Raw genomic sequence first — 14,996 nt, forward strand, 5'->3', positions numbered from 1 at the left:
CCCCCACGATCCAGAAAGCACCACTCATGCACGACCGCACCGCGCTCATCGAGATGCGCATCGACCGATTCATCCGCGAGCGTCTGCGCCCGGCTCGTCACCGGCTGAGCCACCCGCTCGAGGTCCGCGCCTGGGAGGTGCCGGGTGAGCCGGTGCCCTTCGCGGACGCTGCGCAGGCGGACTACACGTCCACCGCGGTCGGCACCGCGTGGGGGCGCCCCTGGGGCACGACGTGGTTCCGGGTGAGCGGGCAGGTCCCGGCCGAGTGGCGCACGGCATCCGGCGATCTCCCCGACGGCACCAGGGCAGAGCTGGTCGTGGACCTCGGCTTCACGGCCGGACAGAGCGGCTTCCAGGCCGAGGCTCTCGTCTGGGGTCTCGACGGGAGTCCGATCAAAGGCATCTCGCCGTTCAACAACGCGGTCGCCGCAGCGGTGCAGCCGGACGGACGCATCGACGTGCTGCTCGAGGCGGCATCCAACCCCGACGTGGGCAGCATCTTCACGTTCGACCCGACGCGACTCGGTGACCCCGACACCGCCGGCGTCGATCCGATCTACGTGCTCCGGGTCGTGGACGTGGCCCTGCGCGACCTGACCGTCGAGTCGCTGCTCGACGACACCGTGATCCTGCGCGGGCTCCTCGGCGAGCTCGATGCCTCTTCGCCGCGACGGGCGGAGATCGTGCAGGCACTGGATCGGATGATCGACCTCGTCGACCCGCATGATGTCGCGGGCACGGCGGCGGAGGGCCGGGAGGCGCTGCGCGCGGTGCTGGCGAGTCCCGCGCATGCCAGCGCGCACGTGCTGCATGCCGTCGGGCACGCGCACATCGACTCGGCGTGGTTGTGGCCCGTGCGCGAGACGGCGCGCAAGGTGTCGCGGACCTTCTCGAACGTGCTCGCGCTGATGGACGAGAACCCCGACGTCGTCTTCGCCAGTTCGTCGGCGCAGCAGTTCGCGTGGATCAAGGAGCGCTACCCCGAGATCTGGGAGCGTCTGGTCGAGCGCGTGCGCGAAGGCCGCTTCGTGCCTGTCGGCGGCATGTGGGTCGAGTCGGACACGAACATGGTCGGCTCCGAGGCCCTCGCCCGTCAGCTCGTCGAGGGCAAGGGGTTCTTCCTCCGGGAGTTCGGGATCGACACCCCCGAGGTCTGGCTGCCCGACTCCTTCGGCTACAGCGGCGCCCTTCCGCAGATCATCAAGGCCTCGGGATCCAAGTGGTTCCTGACGCAGAAGATCTCGTGGAACGAGACGAACCGGATGCCGCACCACACCTTCCTCTGGGAGGGCCTCGACGGCACACGCGTGTTCACGCACTTCCCCCCGGTGGACAAGTACAACTCGGATGCCTCGCAGGCCGATCTCGCGCATGCGCAGCGGAATTTCCAGGACAAGGGCAGGGCGCGGGTCTCGCTGCTGCCCTACGGGTACGGCGACGGCGGAGGCGGTCCGACCCGGGAGATGGCCGCGCAGGTCGAGCGCGCGGGGTCGCTGGAAGGGTCCCCGGTCGCCCGGCATTCCACGCCGCGGGCGTTCTTCGAGCAGGCCGAGTCCGAATACCCGTCGCCCGAAGTGTGGAGCGGCGAGCTGTATCTCGAGTTCCACCGCGGCACGTACACGAGTCAGCTGCGCACCAAGCAGGGCAACCGTCGCAGCGAGCACCTGCTGCGCGAGGCCGAGCTCTGGGCGGCGACGGCGTCCGTCCGCACCGGTCGCCCCTACCCGGCCGAGCAGCTCACCCGTCTCTGGCAGCTCGTGCTCCTCCAGCAATTCCACGACATCCTTCCCGGCACGTCGATCGCCTGGGTGCATCAGGATGCCGAGCGCAACTACGCGGCGATCGCCGCCGAGCTCGAGCAGATCATCGCCGACTCCCTGCGGGCACTGGTCGGCGAGGGCACGCGCAGCCTCGTCGCCAACGCGGCGCCGCACGGGTACGCCTCGGTCGGAGCGCTGGCGATCGGCGAGGCGGATGCGGTCGCACCCGTCGCACCGGTCGCCGCGGAGGGCGGGTTCGTGCTCGATAACGGCCTCGTGCGGGCGACGATCGACGCGCGCGGTGTGCTGACCTCGATCATCGACCTGACGAGCGGGCGCGAGGTCGTGCCTGCCGGTCAGAGCGCCGGCGTCTTCCAGCTGCACCGGGACACCCCGACGCAGTGGGACGCGTGGGACATCGACGAGCACTACCGCCGCAACGTCACCGACCTCCTCGACGTGGACGGCATCGAGATCGTCGACGGCGCCGTGGTGATCTCGCGCACGTTCGGTGCATCGACGCTGGTGCACAGCATCCGTCTCGATGAGGGATCGCGCACGCTGAAGCTGGCTGTCGACGTCGACTGGCGCGAGCGGCAGAAGCTGCTCAAGCTCAGCGTCCCCGTCGATGTGCACACCGATCACGCCGCCTCGGAGATCCAGTTCGGGCACATCGTGCGTCCGACCCACACCAACACCTCGTGGGACGCTGCGCGCTTCGAGACCGTGGCGCATCGATGGGTCAGAGTGGGGGAGAGCGACTTCGGCGTCGCGGTCACCAACGACTCCACCTACGGCCACGACATCACCCGGCACCCGCGCGAGAGCGGCGGCACGTACTCGACCGTGCGGCTCTCGCTCGTGAGGGCGGCGCTGTTCCCCGACCCGCAGCAGGATCAGGGCCGGCACCATCTGGAGGTCGGCATCGTCGTCGGCGGCGAGCTCGTCGATGCGATCGCCGAGGGGTACCGCACGAACCTCGCGGAGCGTCGCGTCGTGGGCGCCGACGATGTGCACCCCCTCGTCGCGATCGATCACCCGGGTGTGGTGGTCGAGGCGGTCAAGCTCGCCCAGGACGGCAGCGGCGACGTCATCGTGCGACTGTACGAGGCTCTCGGGCGTCGCGCCGATGCCACGGTCGCCGTGGGATTCCCGAGCGGTGACGCCGGCGAGGTCGACCTGCTCGAGCGTGAGATCGAGCCGGCCGCGCTGTCGGGTCAGGATGCCGACGGCATCCGTCTGTCGCTCCGACCGTTCCAGCTCGTGACGCTGCGGCTGCCGCGAGGCTGAGGGGAGGACGGGACGCCCCCACCACGGGGGAGGCGGCAGAAAGGGCGCCCCATCCGATGCCGCCATCTGGACGGCACCCCAGCTGCCGCGACAGGCGCGACAGAGCTGTATCGCAAGAGTGACACCGGAGCGCCCGCCGCGCAAGGGCTATCGCGCACGGCGGGGGCTCCGGATCACCTCAGCCGAGCGTCACGGGGTGGGCATGCCGCCGTTCACGTTCAGGGTCTCGCCGATCACGTAGCTGGACTCGGCCGACGCCAGGAACACGTAGGCGGGAGCCAGCTCCGCGGGCTGCCCCATGCGTCCGAGCGGGGTCTCCTCGCCGAACTGGTCGAGCTTCTCCTGCGGCTGACCGTCGCTCGGCTGCAGCGGCGTCCAGATCGGGCCGGGGGCGACCGCGTTCACGCGGATGCCCTTCGGCGCGAGCTGGTCGGCGAGGCCCTTCGTGAAGGCGTTGATCGTCGCCTTCGTCGAGGCGTAGTCGACGAGCATGCCCGACGGCGAGTACGCCTGGATCGAGGTGGTGTTGATGATCGACGACCCGGCAGGCAGGTGCGGAAGCGCCGCCTTGGTGATCCAGAACATCGCGTAGACGTTCGTCTTGAAGGTGTCGTCGAACTGCTCGTCGGTGATGTCGCCGAGCGACTCCTGGTAGATCTGCTTGCCGCCGTTGTTGACGAGGACGTCGAGGCCGCCGAGAGCGCCCACGGCCTCGGCCACGAGCGTGCGGCAGTACTCCGCGTCCCGGAGGTCGCCCGGCAGGGTGGCCACGGTCGCGCCGGCCTCGCGGAGGATGCCGGCGATGCGAGCCGCGTCCTCCTCTTCTTCCGGCAGGTACGAGAGCGCCACGTCGGCGCCCTCTCGGGCGAACGCGATCGCGGTGGCCGCACCGATGCCGGAGTCGCCGCCGGTGATGAGAGCCTTGCGGCCGGTCAGGCGGCCGCTGCCACGGTAGCTGTCCTCTCCGAGGTCGGCCTTCGGGGCGAGGTCGGCGTCGAGACCGGGCTCGGGCATGTGCTGCTTCTGGGGCTCGATGTCGGAGTAGAGCTCAGCGGGGTTGACGAAGGTGTACTGGTCACGAGACATGGTGTGTCCTCTCCTTGTTTTCGTTCGTTCGGTCTGGGGTCGGGGCGCGGTCGACGGAGCCGGATCGGGATCCGGCTCAGCGATCGCGGAGCTTGTCTGCGGGGACGACCTCGCGGATCGTCATCGCCGCGGTGAGGAAGGCCAGATGGCTGAGCGCCTGCGGGGTGTTGCCCCACGCGGCCCCGTCGTCGGCATCGATCATCTCGGCGTAGATGCCGACGTCGTTGGCGTGCCCGATCAGCGTCTCCATGTGCGCGAGGGCCTCGTCGTGGCGTCCGACGCAGGCGAGCGCCTCGACCCGCCAGAAGGCGCAGGCGACGAAGGTCTTCTCCTCCGCCGCGACGCCGCTGTAGCGGTACATCAGAGCCCCGGCACCCAGCTCGAGGCTGAGGGCGTCGATCGTCGACGCCATGCGCTCGCCGCGGTCGAATCCGCTCGGGGCGTGCAGCAGCACCGAGGCGTCGAGCTGATCGGAGCCGGCGAAGAAGACGTACGCGCCGCGGCTCTCCGACCAGCAGTGCGCATCGATCCAGGCGCGGATGCGGTCGCGCTCCGCCCGCCAGCGGTCGACGCTGCCCGGGATCGCCCCCGAGTCGGCGAGAGCGATCGCATCTTCCAGCGCCTTCCAGCACCCCATCTTCGACGAGGTGTAGTGGCGCTCCTCGGGGAGCTCCCACATGCCGGAATCCGGATTGCGCCAGACGTCGCAGGTGCGGTCCGCGATGTCCGCGAGCAGCCGTGACGTCTCGACGTCGAGCACGTTGCCCGCATCGACGTACGTGCGGCAGATGGCCATCAGGTCGCCGTAGACCCCGAGCTGCAGCTGGGCTCCGGCGGGGTTGCCCGTGACGACGGGGCCGATGCCGCGCCACCCCGACACGTCGTGCTCGCGCGGCTCGGGAACCGCAGAGCCGTCGAGCGCGTACATGACGTGCAGGTCGGATCCCTGCTCGCGGATCGTGCGGAGAAGCCACGACAGGGCGGCGTGGGTCTCCTCCCGCAGCCCGAAGCGCACCAGGGCGTGTGCGGTGTACGCGAGGTCGCGCACCCACGCGAAGCGGTAGTCCCAGTTCTTCCCGCCACGCGGGTTCTCGGGAAGAGACGTCGTCGCCGCTGCGGCGATGGCGCCGGACGGGCTGTAGATCAGGAGCTTGAGCGCGAGGGCGTTGCGCTGCACGTGCGAGCGCCACGGGCCGTCGTATGAGAACACCGACGACCAGTGCTGCCAGTGCTGCACCGTGCGGTCGACCCCGAGGTCGATGTTGTGCGGATCGGGGATGTGCAGCGGCTCCCCGTGCGTCGCCGCCAGCGCGATCAGGTGCCGGGATCCCGGTGAGGTCGTGAACGACCCTGTCTGCTCGGGGCCGACGGAGGACTCCGAGGTCGTAGCCATCGGGCCGTGCGCGAAGCCGACCACCACCAGGGCCGTGGCGCCGCTGCGGATGATGTCGGCGTGCGCGGTGCGCTCCACCCACGGCGCGGCGGTCTGCAGGGAGGATCCGGGCTGCACGCGCCAGTGCATCGCGACCTCGCCCTCGACGCCGTCGATGCGCCGGGCGAGCTCGGCCCAGGGCAGTCGTCCGGCGACGCCGAAGATGAGGGCGTCGGTGATCCGCACCGTACCCGCATCCGTGTGAAACGTCGTCTCGAGCACGTTCGTCTCGGGAACGTAGCGTCGCTCGGTGCGGAACTCTGCGGTGGGACGCAGCTCCACGCATCCGCCGGTCTGCTCGTCGAGCAGGCTCGCGAACACGGGAAGATCCGTGAGCCCCGGGAGCGGCAGCCAGTCGATGCGCCCGTCGAGACCGATCAGCGCGACCGTCCTGCCGTCGCCGATCGGCGCGTACGACGCGAGAGGACGAGCGAAGCGGGGCATGGGTCCATCGTGCGGCCGGGGGAGAGATACCGCCTACCGCCTTGCGCGTCCTGCATCCGCTCGCTATACGAGCCGCCCCGGATGGGGGTCAGGGGCGGACGCGGACGGTGCGGCCCTCGAAGGTGACGAGGTCGCCGTCGTGCAGCTGGCGTCCACGGCGGCGATCGACCTCGTCGTTCACTCGTACGTAGCCGTCGATGATGACCTCCTTGGCGTCGCCACCGGAGTCGAGGAGTCCCGAGAACTTGAGGAACTGCCCGAGGCGGATCATGTCGCCGCCGATGGAGACATCGTCGATTCGGCCGGAATTCGTCATGTCTGAATGCTAATCGCCCGATACGGTGCGAGCCGCCGTCCGGATCGGACGGCGGCTCGGGAACGACCCCGGCGGATCAGTCGTCGATGTCCGTGCCGACGACGGCGAAGTCGGCGCTGAAGTCGATGTCGACCGACCGTCGATCGCCCGTGAGCACCGACACGTCGTAGGGGCTCACGTCGTCGTTGTCGGCGTCGAGATCGGTGATCAGGCCCTCGGCCTCGGTGAGCGCCGCGTCGACGAGGGCGCGGATGGTCGCCTCATCGAGCGTGCGGGTCGGCGCGGAATCGTCGTCGTCCTGCTCGGTGGAGACGACGGTCGTCGCGAGATCTGCGGTCACGCGGACCTCGCTCTCGCTGCCGTCCGACGCGGTCAGCTGCACCTCCCAGGTGCCGTCGCGCTTCGCGTCGATCGAGGTGACCTCGCCGTCGGCGGCGCCGCGTGCGGCATCCGCGATCGCGACGATCTCGTCGGCCGAATCGGAGCCGATCTCACCCGCGGGTCCGCCCGTGCCGGGCCCGCCCTCGGCGGGTGCGCCCTGCTCGGCGTCGTCGCGGTCGTCTCCGGGGCGTCCGCCGCGGTCGTCGGCGTCGCGGTCGTCGCCGCCGCGAGGACCGTCGGAGACCGAGGGGCGGTCATCGTCGTCGCCGAACTCATCGCCGACGGCTGCGCCCAGGGCCACCCCGCCGCCGACGAGCACGACGGCTGCGGCGATCCCGCCGCCGATGAGCAGTGCGCGCGTGCGTCGGGGCTTCGCCGGGGCGGATGCCGGGGTCTGGGGAGCGGACTCCGCGGCGATCGGCGCGACGGGCACGGTCTCGGCATCCGCGGCCGGGGGAGCCGGGGGAGCCGGAGGCGCTGGGGGAGTGTTCGCGGGGAGGTTCTCGGGGGTCTGGTCGGGTGTCGGGTTCTTGTCGTTCATGAGTCGATGGTCCCGCGGAGGTGCTGAACCCACCCTGAAGCCCCCTGAAGACCTCTTCAGGAACGGGTCAGCCGCGCACCGCACTCGCCACATCGGCGAAGGATGCCGGCACGAACCCGCCGTGCGCCTGATCGCCGTGCACGAGCTCACCCGACCCGGTCTCCGCGCTGCCGAGCACGCCCCACGGGTCGACGATCCTCACGTCGTGACCGTCGAGGTGCAGCCGGCGGACGCCCTCGAGCAGCATCCGCTTCGCGATGTCGTTGGCGCGCTGCACGCGGTCGAGGTCGATGACCACCGGGTCGTCGCCGGCCTGCTCCTCGGCGAAGCCTCGCAGCACCCGCTCCGCCTCCATGAAGTGCAGGTCGCCCGCGATCTCGTGCACCGCGATCCCGTCGTGCTCGACGCGGCGCGACACCGACCGCGCCCGCTCGGTCGAGGTCATCAGGTGCAGGCCCAGATCGTGGTTCATGCGCTCGAACATCCGCACCCCGCGCGTGCTGTTGCCGTGCTCGTCGAGCCGGGGCGAGAACACCGCGATGCCGACCTGACCGGGCAGCACGCCCATCAGACCCCCGGCGACGCCGCTCTTGGCGGGGATGCCGACCGAGGTGAGCCAGTCGCCGGCGGAGTCGTACATGCCGCAGGTGGTCATGACGCTCAGCACCTGCCGGGTCACGACGGGGTCGATCAGCTGCTCGCCCTCCGGCGACAGCCCGCCGGCGGCGAGCACCGAACCCATGCGGGCGAGATCGCGCACCGAGACCGACACCGAGCACTGGCGTGTGTACCCACGCACGATGTCGGCCGGGTCGGCGTCGAGCACGCCCACGGTGCGCAGCATGTACGCGAGCGCCATGTTGCGGTCTGCGGTCGACAGCTCGGACTCGAAGACGTCCTCCGCGATCGAGAGCTCGCGGCCCGCGAGGCGGCTGTACAGGTCGAGGATGCGCTCGGCGCGACCATCGGCGTCCGTGCCGTCGACCAGGGCGTGGGCGGCGATCGCTCCCGCATTGATCATCGGATTGCGAGGGCGACCGCTCCCGGGCTCCAGCGAGATCTCGTTGAACGCGTCGCCGGACGGCTCGACGTCGATCCGTTCGAGCACGGCATCGAGACCTCGATCCGCGATCGCGAGAGCGTAGGTGAACGGCTTCGAGATCGACTGGATCGTGAACTCGACGTCGGCATCCCCCGCGACGTAGACCTCGCCGTCGAGCGTGGCGACCGCGATGGCCAGGCGATCCGGGTCGGCATCCGCGAGCTCCGGGATGTACGAGGCGACCTCGCCGGCATCCTCCCCGCAGGAGTCGAGCAGCAGCTGGAGGTAGTCGATCATCGGGGTCTGCATGTGCTCCATGCTCCCACGGGCGTTCAGTCGGAGAGAGGGAGGGCGACGACGAACCGCGCCCCGTCCCAGCGTGACGCGTCGACGGAGACGGTGCCCCCGCCGGCCGTCGCGATGCCCCGGACGATCGCCAACCCGAGTCCGCTCCCGCCCGCATCGCGGCTGCGCGCCTCATCGAGCCGCACGAAGCGCTCGAAGATGCGCTCCCGCTCGGACTCGGGCACACCGGCGCCGTCATCCTCGATCGTCACGAACACCCACGAGCCCTGCGGGATCACGCTGATCGCGACGCGTCCGGCGCTGTGCCTCGCCGCGTTGTCCGCGAGATTGCGCAGCAGCTGGCCGAGCAGCCGTGGGTCGCCGACGACGCGCGCGGCGGCGATGCCTGTCCCGTCGACGTCGACCCCGCGCGAGCGCAGTCGGCGCACCTCTCCGAGCGCCACATCGTCGAGATCGACCGCCTCGTCGTGAGTGCCCGCTCCCTCGTCGAGGCGGGCGAGCAGCAGCAGCGACTCGACGATCCCCTGCAGGCGCAGCCCCTCGTCGGAGACGACCTCGGCCAGCTCGTCGATGCTGGTCGTGGCGGGGTGCGCCTGGGCGAGTTCGGCGTGCTGGCGGATCGTGGCCAGCGGCGACCGCAGTTCGTGCGAGGCATCCGACACGAAGCGGCGCTGAGCGGTGGCCGAGGCGTCGAGCCGATCGAGCATCCGGTTCATGGTGGTCGCGAGCGCCGCGATCTCGTCGGACGACGGGGGCACCTCGACCCGTCGGTGCAGGTGCTCGGCGGTGATCCCGTCGACCTCCCGCCGGATCCGCGTCACGGGTCTCAGCGCACGGCCGACGACGAGCCAGGTCGTGACGGCGACGAGCACGAGCAGCAGGGGCACGGCGACGGCGAGCAGGATCGCGACGGTCGACAGGGTCTCGACGGCGTCCTCGATCGGCACGGCGAGGACGAGGGTCTCGTCGCCGTGCAGATCATCCGAGACGATCAGCATCGGTGTGCGGTCGATCGTGCGGGTGCTCGCCCCGTCGACGATCGGCAGGGCGGTGGACCCCAGATCGTCGAGGGCGTCCTCGCTCGCCGCGCGCACCGATCCGTCCGGTGCGATGATCTGCACGATCTCGTCGTCGAGGGTGTCGATCCCCCGGCCTCCGGGCCCGTCGAGTCGCTCCGTCAGCTCGTCGAGTCGCTGCTCCGCCGCCCGTTCGGCACTCGCATGGATGCTGGAGCTCAGGATGCCGTAGAACGAGAACGCTCCGATCAGCAGCGCGACGGCGACCACGAGGGTGGCGCCGAACGTGGTCCGAGCCCGCACCGATCGCCACGCGCGGCTAGCCACCGTCGGCCGCCAGTCGGTAGCCGGCGCCGCGGATCGTCTCTATCGCCTCGCGACCGAACGGCTTGTCGAGCTTGCGGCGCAGATGCCCGACGTAGACCTCGACGATGTTCGGATCGCCGTCGAAGTCGTCATCCCAGACGCCCTCGATCAGCGTGCGCTTCGAGAGCACCTGACCGCGATGGCGCATCAGGTACTCCAGCACCGCGAACTCGCGGGCGGTCAGGGTGACGGGCGTCTCGCCGCGCCACACGTGGTGCGACGAGGGATCGAGACTCAGGTCGCCGGCTTCGAGGACGGCGGGGCGGGCGACCGCGCCGCGGCGCACCAGGGCGCGGATGCGGGCGACGAGGATCGCGAACGAGAACGGCTTCGTCACGTAGTCGTCGGCGCCGGTCTCGAGCGCTTCGACCTGGTCCCATTCACCGTCCTTTGCGGTGAGCATGAGCACGGGCGTCCAGTTCTCTTCGGCGCGCAGCGCCTCGCACACCTTCCAGCCGCTCATGCCGGGCATCATCAGGTCGAGGACGATCGCGTCGTAGCGCGTCTCGCGCGCCCGCCAGAGCCCGTCGACCCCGTTGTGGGCGACGTCGACCGCGAAGCCCTCGGCCTCGAGTCCTCGGCGTACGGCGTCGGCGAGACGCGCCTCGTCGTCCACCACCAGGATCCGCATGATCCCAGTGTGGCGGGCGCACGCTGAATCCGCGCTGAAGCGGGGCGGGAGGAGATGTGGTCGGCGGCGGGCGCGGAGAGCCCGGCGGGAGGTTGGCAGCGCGGATCGCGTGTGGTTCCATGAGGGGATGGCCAGGATCCGGGGGGACAGGTCGAGAGGCACGCGTCTGCTTCTCGTCATCGCGACGACCATGCTGCTCGCGGGATGCGCGACGGCGACCACCGGGCTGTCGACGGCATCGCCGACGGCATCCGCATCCTCGACCGCATCCCCGAGCCCCACTCCCACTGCGGCGTGCCCGCAGGTCGAGGGCGTCGAGCTGCCCCCGGACTGCGCGCCGTACGATCCCGACGACGCGATGGCGCAGAACGACCGCTACCGCGATCGCGTGGATCTGTCGGAGGCGAGCCGAGCGGCGGCCGAGCGGCCGGCGACCGACATCCGCACGGCGCTCGAGGCCCTGCGCACCTCGGGAGACCTGTCGGTCGACGCCGTGGAGGACGCGATCTCGGATGCCGGGCTGAGCGACATCCAGATCATCGGCGACGAGCGCGCCGTCGCATTCGGTGTCGCCGCACCGGAGGGCGGATGCATCTTCGGAGAGGTGTCGGCGGATGTCCTCTCCGTCGAGGTCGGCGGCATCATCATGGACGGCGGCTGCCTGCCGGCGGTCGGGCACTGACCGGCGACCACTCCGTCGGGAGGAGAACTCCGTCTCGGGAGGACCCGATCCCGCGGATTCTCCTCCCGACAGGCGGTTCTCCTCCCACGGCGCGTCGACCGACAGCGCGGAAATCACGTGTCGGTGCGGAATCCCGATGCCTTGTGCGTGCCGTCGCAGAACGGCTTGATCGTCGACAGACCGCACCGGCACAGCGCGACGGTGCGACGGCTGACGGGGATCTGCTCGCCGTCGGATGTCTCGAGCACCGCGGCCCCTCTGACCAGCAGCGGCCCGTCGGGGTACGCGGTGATCGTGACGGCCTCCTCGCGCTCGCTCATCGCAACGACCGCTCCCGCAGCGAGGATTCGCCGCGCGTCCAGGACTCGAGCATGTGCCCGGCCGCCCACCCGTCGACGGTCAGGCAGGCCGCAGCGCCGAACATGATGTCCTCGAGCAGCTCGGGGTGGTCCTCGGCCAGAGCGCCTGCGAGGTCGCGCGCCGCGATCTGCTCGTGCACGGCATCCGCTTCGACATGCTCGTCGAAGTACTCGGTCACGTCCTCGGCGAAACCGAGCCGGCGCAGGCCGTCGCCGTACATGCGGTTGGGGATCGACGAGGTGATCTCGAACGCGGCGAGGTGTCCGACGATCGCTCCGACGAGCCGGCGGTTGATGCCGAACATCGACATCGTGTTGAGCGACGCGAGCGTGATCGCCGGGACGTCGTCGACGTATCCGCCGTAGGTGTCGTCGAGGCCGGCGCCCCGCATCGCGCGCGCGAAGATCGTCGCATGCACGCGGTCCGGCCGTCCTCCGCCGTACTCGTCCGACTGGATCTCGACGAGCGCGGCCTTCGCTCGACCGTGCAGTCGCGGAATCGCCCAGGAGTGCGGATCTGCCTCCCGCAGCGTGTAGATCGAGCGCTGCATGAAGAACTCGCGCATCTGCTCCTCGGTCGCCTTCTTCGCGACGTAGCGCGACAGGCTCGGCCCGGTGTCCGCTTCGGCGAGGGCGAAGAGCGCGCGGCCGACGGCATCGACGGTCGGCTCGGGCAGTGCGGGAGCCGGGACCGTGGCCCGCAGCGCCCGCTCGAACGCGTGCTCGAGGATCGCTCGGGTGGCGATCAGCGCCGGATCCCACTCCAGAGCAGGGTCGAGCTCAGGCAGCGAACCGTACGACGACGCGTAGAGCACGAAGAGGGCGAACTGGATGTCGTCATCGCGCACGATGTCGGCGCTCGCGGCGAGGGCGAGCTCTGCCCGCGCGCCGAGATCGTCGACATCGTCTCCGGTCAGTCGGCGGATGACGGCGTCGCTCAACGGGCCGCGAGCGGTGCAACCGTGGAGCGCGGACGGAACGAGGGTCGGTGCAGACATGATCGCAGTCTCGCCCTCGGTCGATCGACCGAGAAGGGACTTGACGGCGCGCATCGGATGCGGAAGGGCGGATGCCTCGGCATCCGCCCGCCCGTCGCACCCATCCCGCTGCGTCAGGCGTGCACGGGGTAGTGGCTGCTGATCGCGATGCGGTTCCAGCTGTTGATCACGACGACGAGCCAGGTCACCGCCGCGATCTGCTTCTCGGTCAGCAGGCCGTCGATCGCGACTCCCCGGTCGGCGAGGCGACCGGGGTCGCCGATGATCGTGACGTTCTCGGCGATCTGCAGTGCCGCCTGCTCCTCGGCGGAGAAGTACTGCGATTCCCACCATCCTGCGAGCACGGCGAGGCGGTCGGCCGTCTCCCCGGCCGCGATGGCGTCGGCGCAGTGCATCCTGAGGCAGAACGCGCAGCCGTTGAGCTGCGAGGCGCGAACCTTGACCAGTTCGACGAGCAGTGGCGAGAGCCCGGCATCCGCCCCCGCCTCTGCAGCCTTCGCGGCGAACTCGAGCATCGCCTGGTACGGGGCTGCGTAGATCTTGCCGATGTTCACGTGCGACACGTCGTCTCCTTCACTGGGGAGGCGCCCGATGCGCCTCACCGGTACTGACGACGCAGCATCCGGATCTGTGACGTGCGCCCTGCCGCCTAGGCTGGAACCATGAACAAGAACTCGCTGTGGACCGTCATCGGAGTCGTCCTCGCCGTGGTGATCGCCTGGTGGATCGTCAGCGCGCTGTTCTCGATCCTGTGGTTCATCGCGAAGCTCGCGATCGTGCTCGTCGTCGCGGGCGTGGTGTTCCTCGTCCTGCGCGGACTCTTCAGCTCGAAGGCCGAGTGACCGCCCGCACGACCAGTTGATCAGGCGACCGGAGCCTTCGCCCCCACCCGGTAGCGCGCGGCGCGATGCGTGTCCTGCACCCGGTCGCCCTTGCCCTGCAGCTTGTGACGCAGGGTGCCCGGCGTGTACTCGTTCGGGTAGACGCCGCGCTCGCGCAGCACCGGGATGACGTGCTCGATCACGTCCTGCCAGGTGCCGGGAGTGACCGCATAGGCGAGGTTGAAGCCGTCGATGTCGGTCTCCTCGACCCACGACTGCAGTTCGTCGGCGATCTCGACGCCCGAGCCCACGACGGTCGGGCCGAGGCCGCCGATCGCGTTGTGGCGGCCGAAGTCGCCGACGGTCCATTCCCGACCGAGGTCGGCCTCCTCCTTCAGGTGCTGCAGCACCGACCGGATGGCGTTCGACTCGACGTTCCCGACCGGCTCGTCCTCGGCGTACTGCGACAGGTCGACGCCCATCCAGCCCGACATGAACGTCAGTGCGCCTTCGGGGCTCGCGTACGAGAGGTACTCGGCGTGCTTCGCCGCGGCATCCTCGCTCGTCGCCCCGGTGATCACCGTGAGCAGCGTGTAGATCTTCGCGTCGTAGCGGTCGCGACCGGCATCCTCGAGCGCGTCGCGGATGCGCTTCACGGTGCCCGCGAGCACCTCCTTCGAGGGCGCGGCCACGAAGATCGCCTCGGCGTTCTCCGAGGCGAACTTCACCCCGCGGGGACTGGCACCGGCCTGGTAGATCACCGGGGTGCGCTGCGGCGACGGCTCGGAGATGTGGATGCCGGGCACGCTGAAGTGCTTTCCCTCGTGGCCGATCGGATGCACCTTCGCCGGGTCGGTGAAGATGCCGCGTTCGCGGTCCTCGACCACGGCGTCGTCTTCCCACGACCCTTCCCACAGCTTGTAGAGCACCTCGACGTACTCGTCGGCGTGGTCGTAGCGGTCGTCGTGGGCGAGCTGGTCGGTCTGGCCCATGTTGCGCGCGGCGCTGGGCAGATACCCGGTCACGACGTTCCAGCCGACGCGGCCGTTCGTCAGGTGATCGAGCGTGCTCAGGCGACGCGCGAACGGATAGGGGTGCTCGAACGCGGTGCCCGCGGTGATGCCGAATCCGAGATGCTCGGTGACGGCGGCCATGGCGCTCACGAGCAGGATCGGATCATTCACGGGCACCTGGGCGCCGTTGCGGATGGCCGCCTCGTTCGTGCCGCCGTAGACGTCGTAGGTGCCCAGGACGTCGGCGATGAAGATGCCGTCGAAGGTCGCGCTCTCGAGCAGCTTCGCCAGATCCGTCCAGTACGAGAGGGTGTTGTACTGGCGGGAGCGGTCGTCGGGATGCCGCCACAGGCCGGACGACTGGTGGGCGACGCAGTTCATGTCGAAGGCGTTGAAGCGGATCTGACGGGTCATGGCGTCTAGCAAACCCGCCGATCGGCCGCCCGGCCAGCCGCGCGACACGTGCCGACACATTCGGGGGAGTCCCCGGCGGATCGCTCGATGCGAATCGG

At 70.1% G+C, this 14,996-nt stretch carries 14 protein-coding genes; 3 read left to right on the forward strand and 11 right to left on the reverse strand.

The genetic code is table 11. The annotated features are described in order from the left end of the window. Window positions 1–26 precede the first annotated feature (26 nt). Window positions 27–3,050, forward strand: coding sequence for an alpha-mannosidase (locus FQ142_RS01800; RefSeq protein ID WP_149421980.1), 3,024 nt, complete (start codon window positions 27–29; stop codon window positions 3,048–3,050). Between the two features lie 189 nt (window positions 3,051–3,239). Here the strand turns inward: FQ142_RS01800 and FQ142_RS01805 are convergent, their stop codons facing one another. The 7 genes from FQ142_RS01805 to FQ142_RS01835 form a co-directional block, all read right to left on the reverse strand. After that, window positions 3,240–4,136, reverse strand: coding sequence for an SDR family oxidoreductase (locus tag FQ142_RS01805; protein WP_149421981.1), 897 nt, complete (start codon window positions 4,134–4,136; stop codon window positions 3,240–3,242). Window positions 4,137–4,212: 76 nt separating this feature from the next. Then, window positions 4,213–6,012 (reverse strand): glycoside hydrolase family 15 protein, encoded by a 1,800-nt coding sequence (locus tag FQ142_RS01810; RefSeq protein WP_149421982.1) that lies wholly within the window; start codon window positions 6,010–6,012, stop codon window positions 4,213–4,215. A gap of 88 nt (window positions 6,013–6,100) precedes the next feature. Beyond that, the gene (locus tag FQ142_RS01815; protein ID WP_045253946.1) at window positions 6,101–6,328 is read right to left on the reverse strand and encodes an RNA-binding S4 domain-containing protein; all 228 of its coding nucleotides are present in this window, start codon (window positions 6,326–6,328) and stop codon (window positions 6,101–6,103) included. 76 nt (window positions 6,329–6,404) lie between these two features. Beyond that, window positions 6,405–7,250 (reverse strand): hypothetical protein, encoded by an 846-nt coding sequence (locus tag FQ142_RS01820; RefSeq protein ID WP_149421983.1) that lies wholly within the window; start codon window positions 7,248–7,250, stop codon window positions 6,405–6,407. Between the two features lie 67 nt (window positions 7,251–7,317). Further along, window positions 7,318–8,601 carry a glutaminase gene (locus tag FQ142_RS01825; RefSeq protein ID WP_149421984.1) on the reverse strand — a complete coding sequence of 428 codons (1,284 nt, stop codon included), beginning with the start codon at window positions 8,599–8,601 and terminating at the stop codon, window positions 7,318–7,320. Between the two features lie 23 nt (window positions 8,602–8,624). Further along, complete coding sequence (locus FQ142_RS01830; RefSeq protein ID WP_262492024.1) at window positions 8,625–9,941, reverse strand: sensor histidine kinase; 1,317 nt, start codon at window positions 9,939–9,941, stop codon at window positions 8,625–8,627. After that, window positions 9,934–10,611: a response regulator transcription factor gene (locus FQ142_RS01835; protein WP_149421986.1), complete on the reverse strand. Its 678-nt coding sequence runs from the start codon at window positions 10,609–10,611 to the stop codon at window positions 9,934–9,936. Before FQ142_RS01835 ends, FQ142_RS01830 begins: the two co-directional genes overlap by 8 nt. Window positions 10,612–10,738: 127 nt before the next feature. Here FQ142_RS01835 and FQ142_RS01840 point away from each other — a divergent pair, with 127 nt between their 5' ends. Further along, the gene (locus FQ142_RS01840; RefSeq protein ID WP_149421987.1) at window positions 10,739–11,293 is read left to right on the forward strand and encodes a hypothetical protein; all 555 of its coding nucleotides are present in this window, start codon (window positions 10,739–10,741) and stop codon (window positions 11,291–11,293) included. A 113-nt stretch (window positions 11,294–11,406) separates the two neighbouring features. On the opposite strand, the gene FQ142_RS01845 is transcribed toward FQ142_RS01840, so the two are convergent. The 3 genes from FQ142_RS01845 to FQ142_RS01855 all read right to left on the reverse strand — a co-directional run bounded on the left by FQ142_RS01845 (window position 11,407) and on the right by FQ142_RS01855 (window position 13,213). Beyond that, a complete protein-coding gene (locus FQ142_RS01845) occupies window positions 11,407–11,613 on the reverse strand; it encodes a CDGSH iron-sulfur domain-containing protein (RefSeq protein ID WP_149421988.1) in 207 nt (68 codons plus the stop codon). Beyond that, window positions 11,610–12,650, reverse strand: a complete 1,041-nt coding sequence (locus tag FQ142_RS01850) for an iron-containing redox enzyme family protein (protein WP_149421989.1) — start codon at window positions 12,648–12,650, stop codon at window positions 11,610–11,612. The genes FQ142_RS01845 and FQ142_RS01850 overlap by 4 nt, the downstream gene beginning before the upstream one ends. Window positions 12,651–12,763: 113 nt before the next feature. Then, window positions 12,764–13,213: a carboxymuconolactone decarboxylase family protein gene (locus FQ142_RS01855; RefSeq protein ID WP_149421990.1), complete on the reverse strand. Its 450-nt coding sequence runs from the start codon at window positions 13,211–13,213 to the stop codon at window positions 12,764–12,766. A 99-nt stretch (window positions 13,214–13,312) separates the two neighbouring features. Here FQ142_RS01855 and FQ142_RS01860 point away from each other — a divergent pair, with 99 nt between their 5' ends. Then, window positions 13,313–13,492, forward strand: coding sequence for a hypothetical protein (locus FQ142_RS01860; RefSeq protein WP_045252830.1), 180 nt, complete (start codon window positions 13,313–13,315; stop codon window positions 13,490–13,492). 20 nt (window positions 13,493–13,512) lie between these two features. Here FQ142_RS01860 and FQ142_RS01865 read toward each other — a convergent pair whose 3' ends face one another. After that, window positions 13,513–14,898 (reverse strand): LLM class flavin-dependent oxidoreductase, encoded by a 1,386-nt coding sequence (locus FQ142_RS01865; protein WP_149421991.1) that lies wholly within the window; start codon window positions 14,896–14,898, stop codon window positions 13,513–13,515. Between the last annotated feature and the right edge of the window lie 98 nt (window positions 14,899–14,996).

The organism is Microbacterium sp. ANT_H45B (assembly GCF_008369345.1).
In the GTDB taxonomy this organism is placed as follows: Bacteria; Actinomycetota; Actinomycetes; order Actinomycetales; family Microbacteriaceae; genus Microbacterium.

Coding starts and splice junctions, on each gene's coding strand:
- FQ142_RS01835 (WP_149421986.1), bottom strand. CDS start 10,611: ATGCGGATCCTGGTGGTGGACGACGAGGCGCGTCTCGCCGACGCCGTA.
- FQ142_RS01820 (WP_149421983.1), bottom strand. CDS start 7,250: ATGAACGACAAGAACCCGACACCCGACCAGACCCCCGAGAACCTCCCC.
- FQ142_RS01845 (WP_149421988.1), bottom strand. CDS start 11,613: ATGAGCGAGCGCGAGGAGGCCGTCACGATCACCGCGTACCCCGACGGG.
- FQ142_RS01865 (WP_149421991.1), bottom strand. CDS start 14,898: ATGACCCGTCAGATCCGCTTCAACGCCTTCGACATGAACTGCGTCGCC.
- FQ142_RS01800 (WP_149421980.1), top strand. CDS start 27: ATGCACGACCGCACCGCGCTCATCGAGATGCGCATCGACCGATTCATC.
- FQ142_RS01825 (WP_149421984.1), bottom strand. CDS start 8,601: ATGCAGACCCCGATGATCGACTACCTCCAGCTGCTGCTCGACTCCTGC.
- FQ142_RS01805 (WP_149421981.1), bottom strand. CDS start 4,136: ATGTCTCGTGACCAGTACACCTTCGTCAACCCCGCTGAGCTCTACTCC.
- FQ142_RS01815 (WP_045253946.1), bottom strand. CDS start 6,328: ATGACGAATTCCGGCCGAATCGACGATGTCTCCATCGGCGGCGACATG.
- FQ142_RS01850 (WP_149421989.1), bottom strand. CDS start 12,650: ATGTCTGCACCGACCCTCGTTCCGTCCGCGCTCCACGGTTGCACCGCT.
- FQ142_RS01840 (WP_149421987.1), top strand. CDS start 10,739: ATGGCCAGGATCCGGGGGGACAGGTCGAGAGGCACGCGTCTGCTTCTC.
- FQ142_RS01860 (WP_045252830.1), top strand. CDS start 13,313: ATGAACAAGAACTCGCTGTGGACCGTCATCGGAGTCGTCCTCGCCGTG.
- FQ142_RS01810 (WP_149421982.1), bottom strand. CDS start 6,012: ATGCCCCGCTTCGCTCGTCCTCTCGCGTCGTACGCGCCGATCGGCGAC.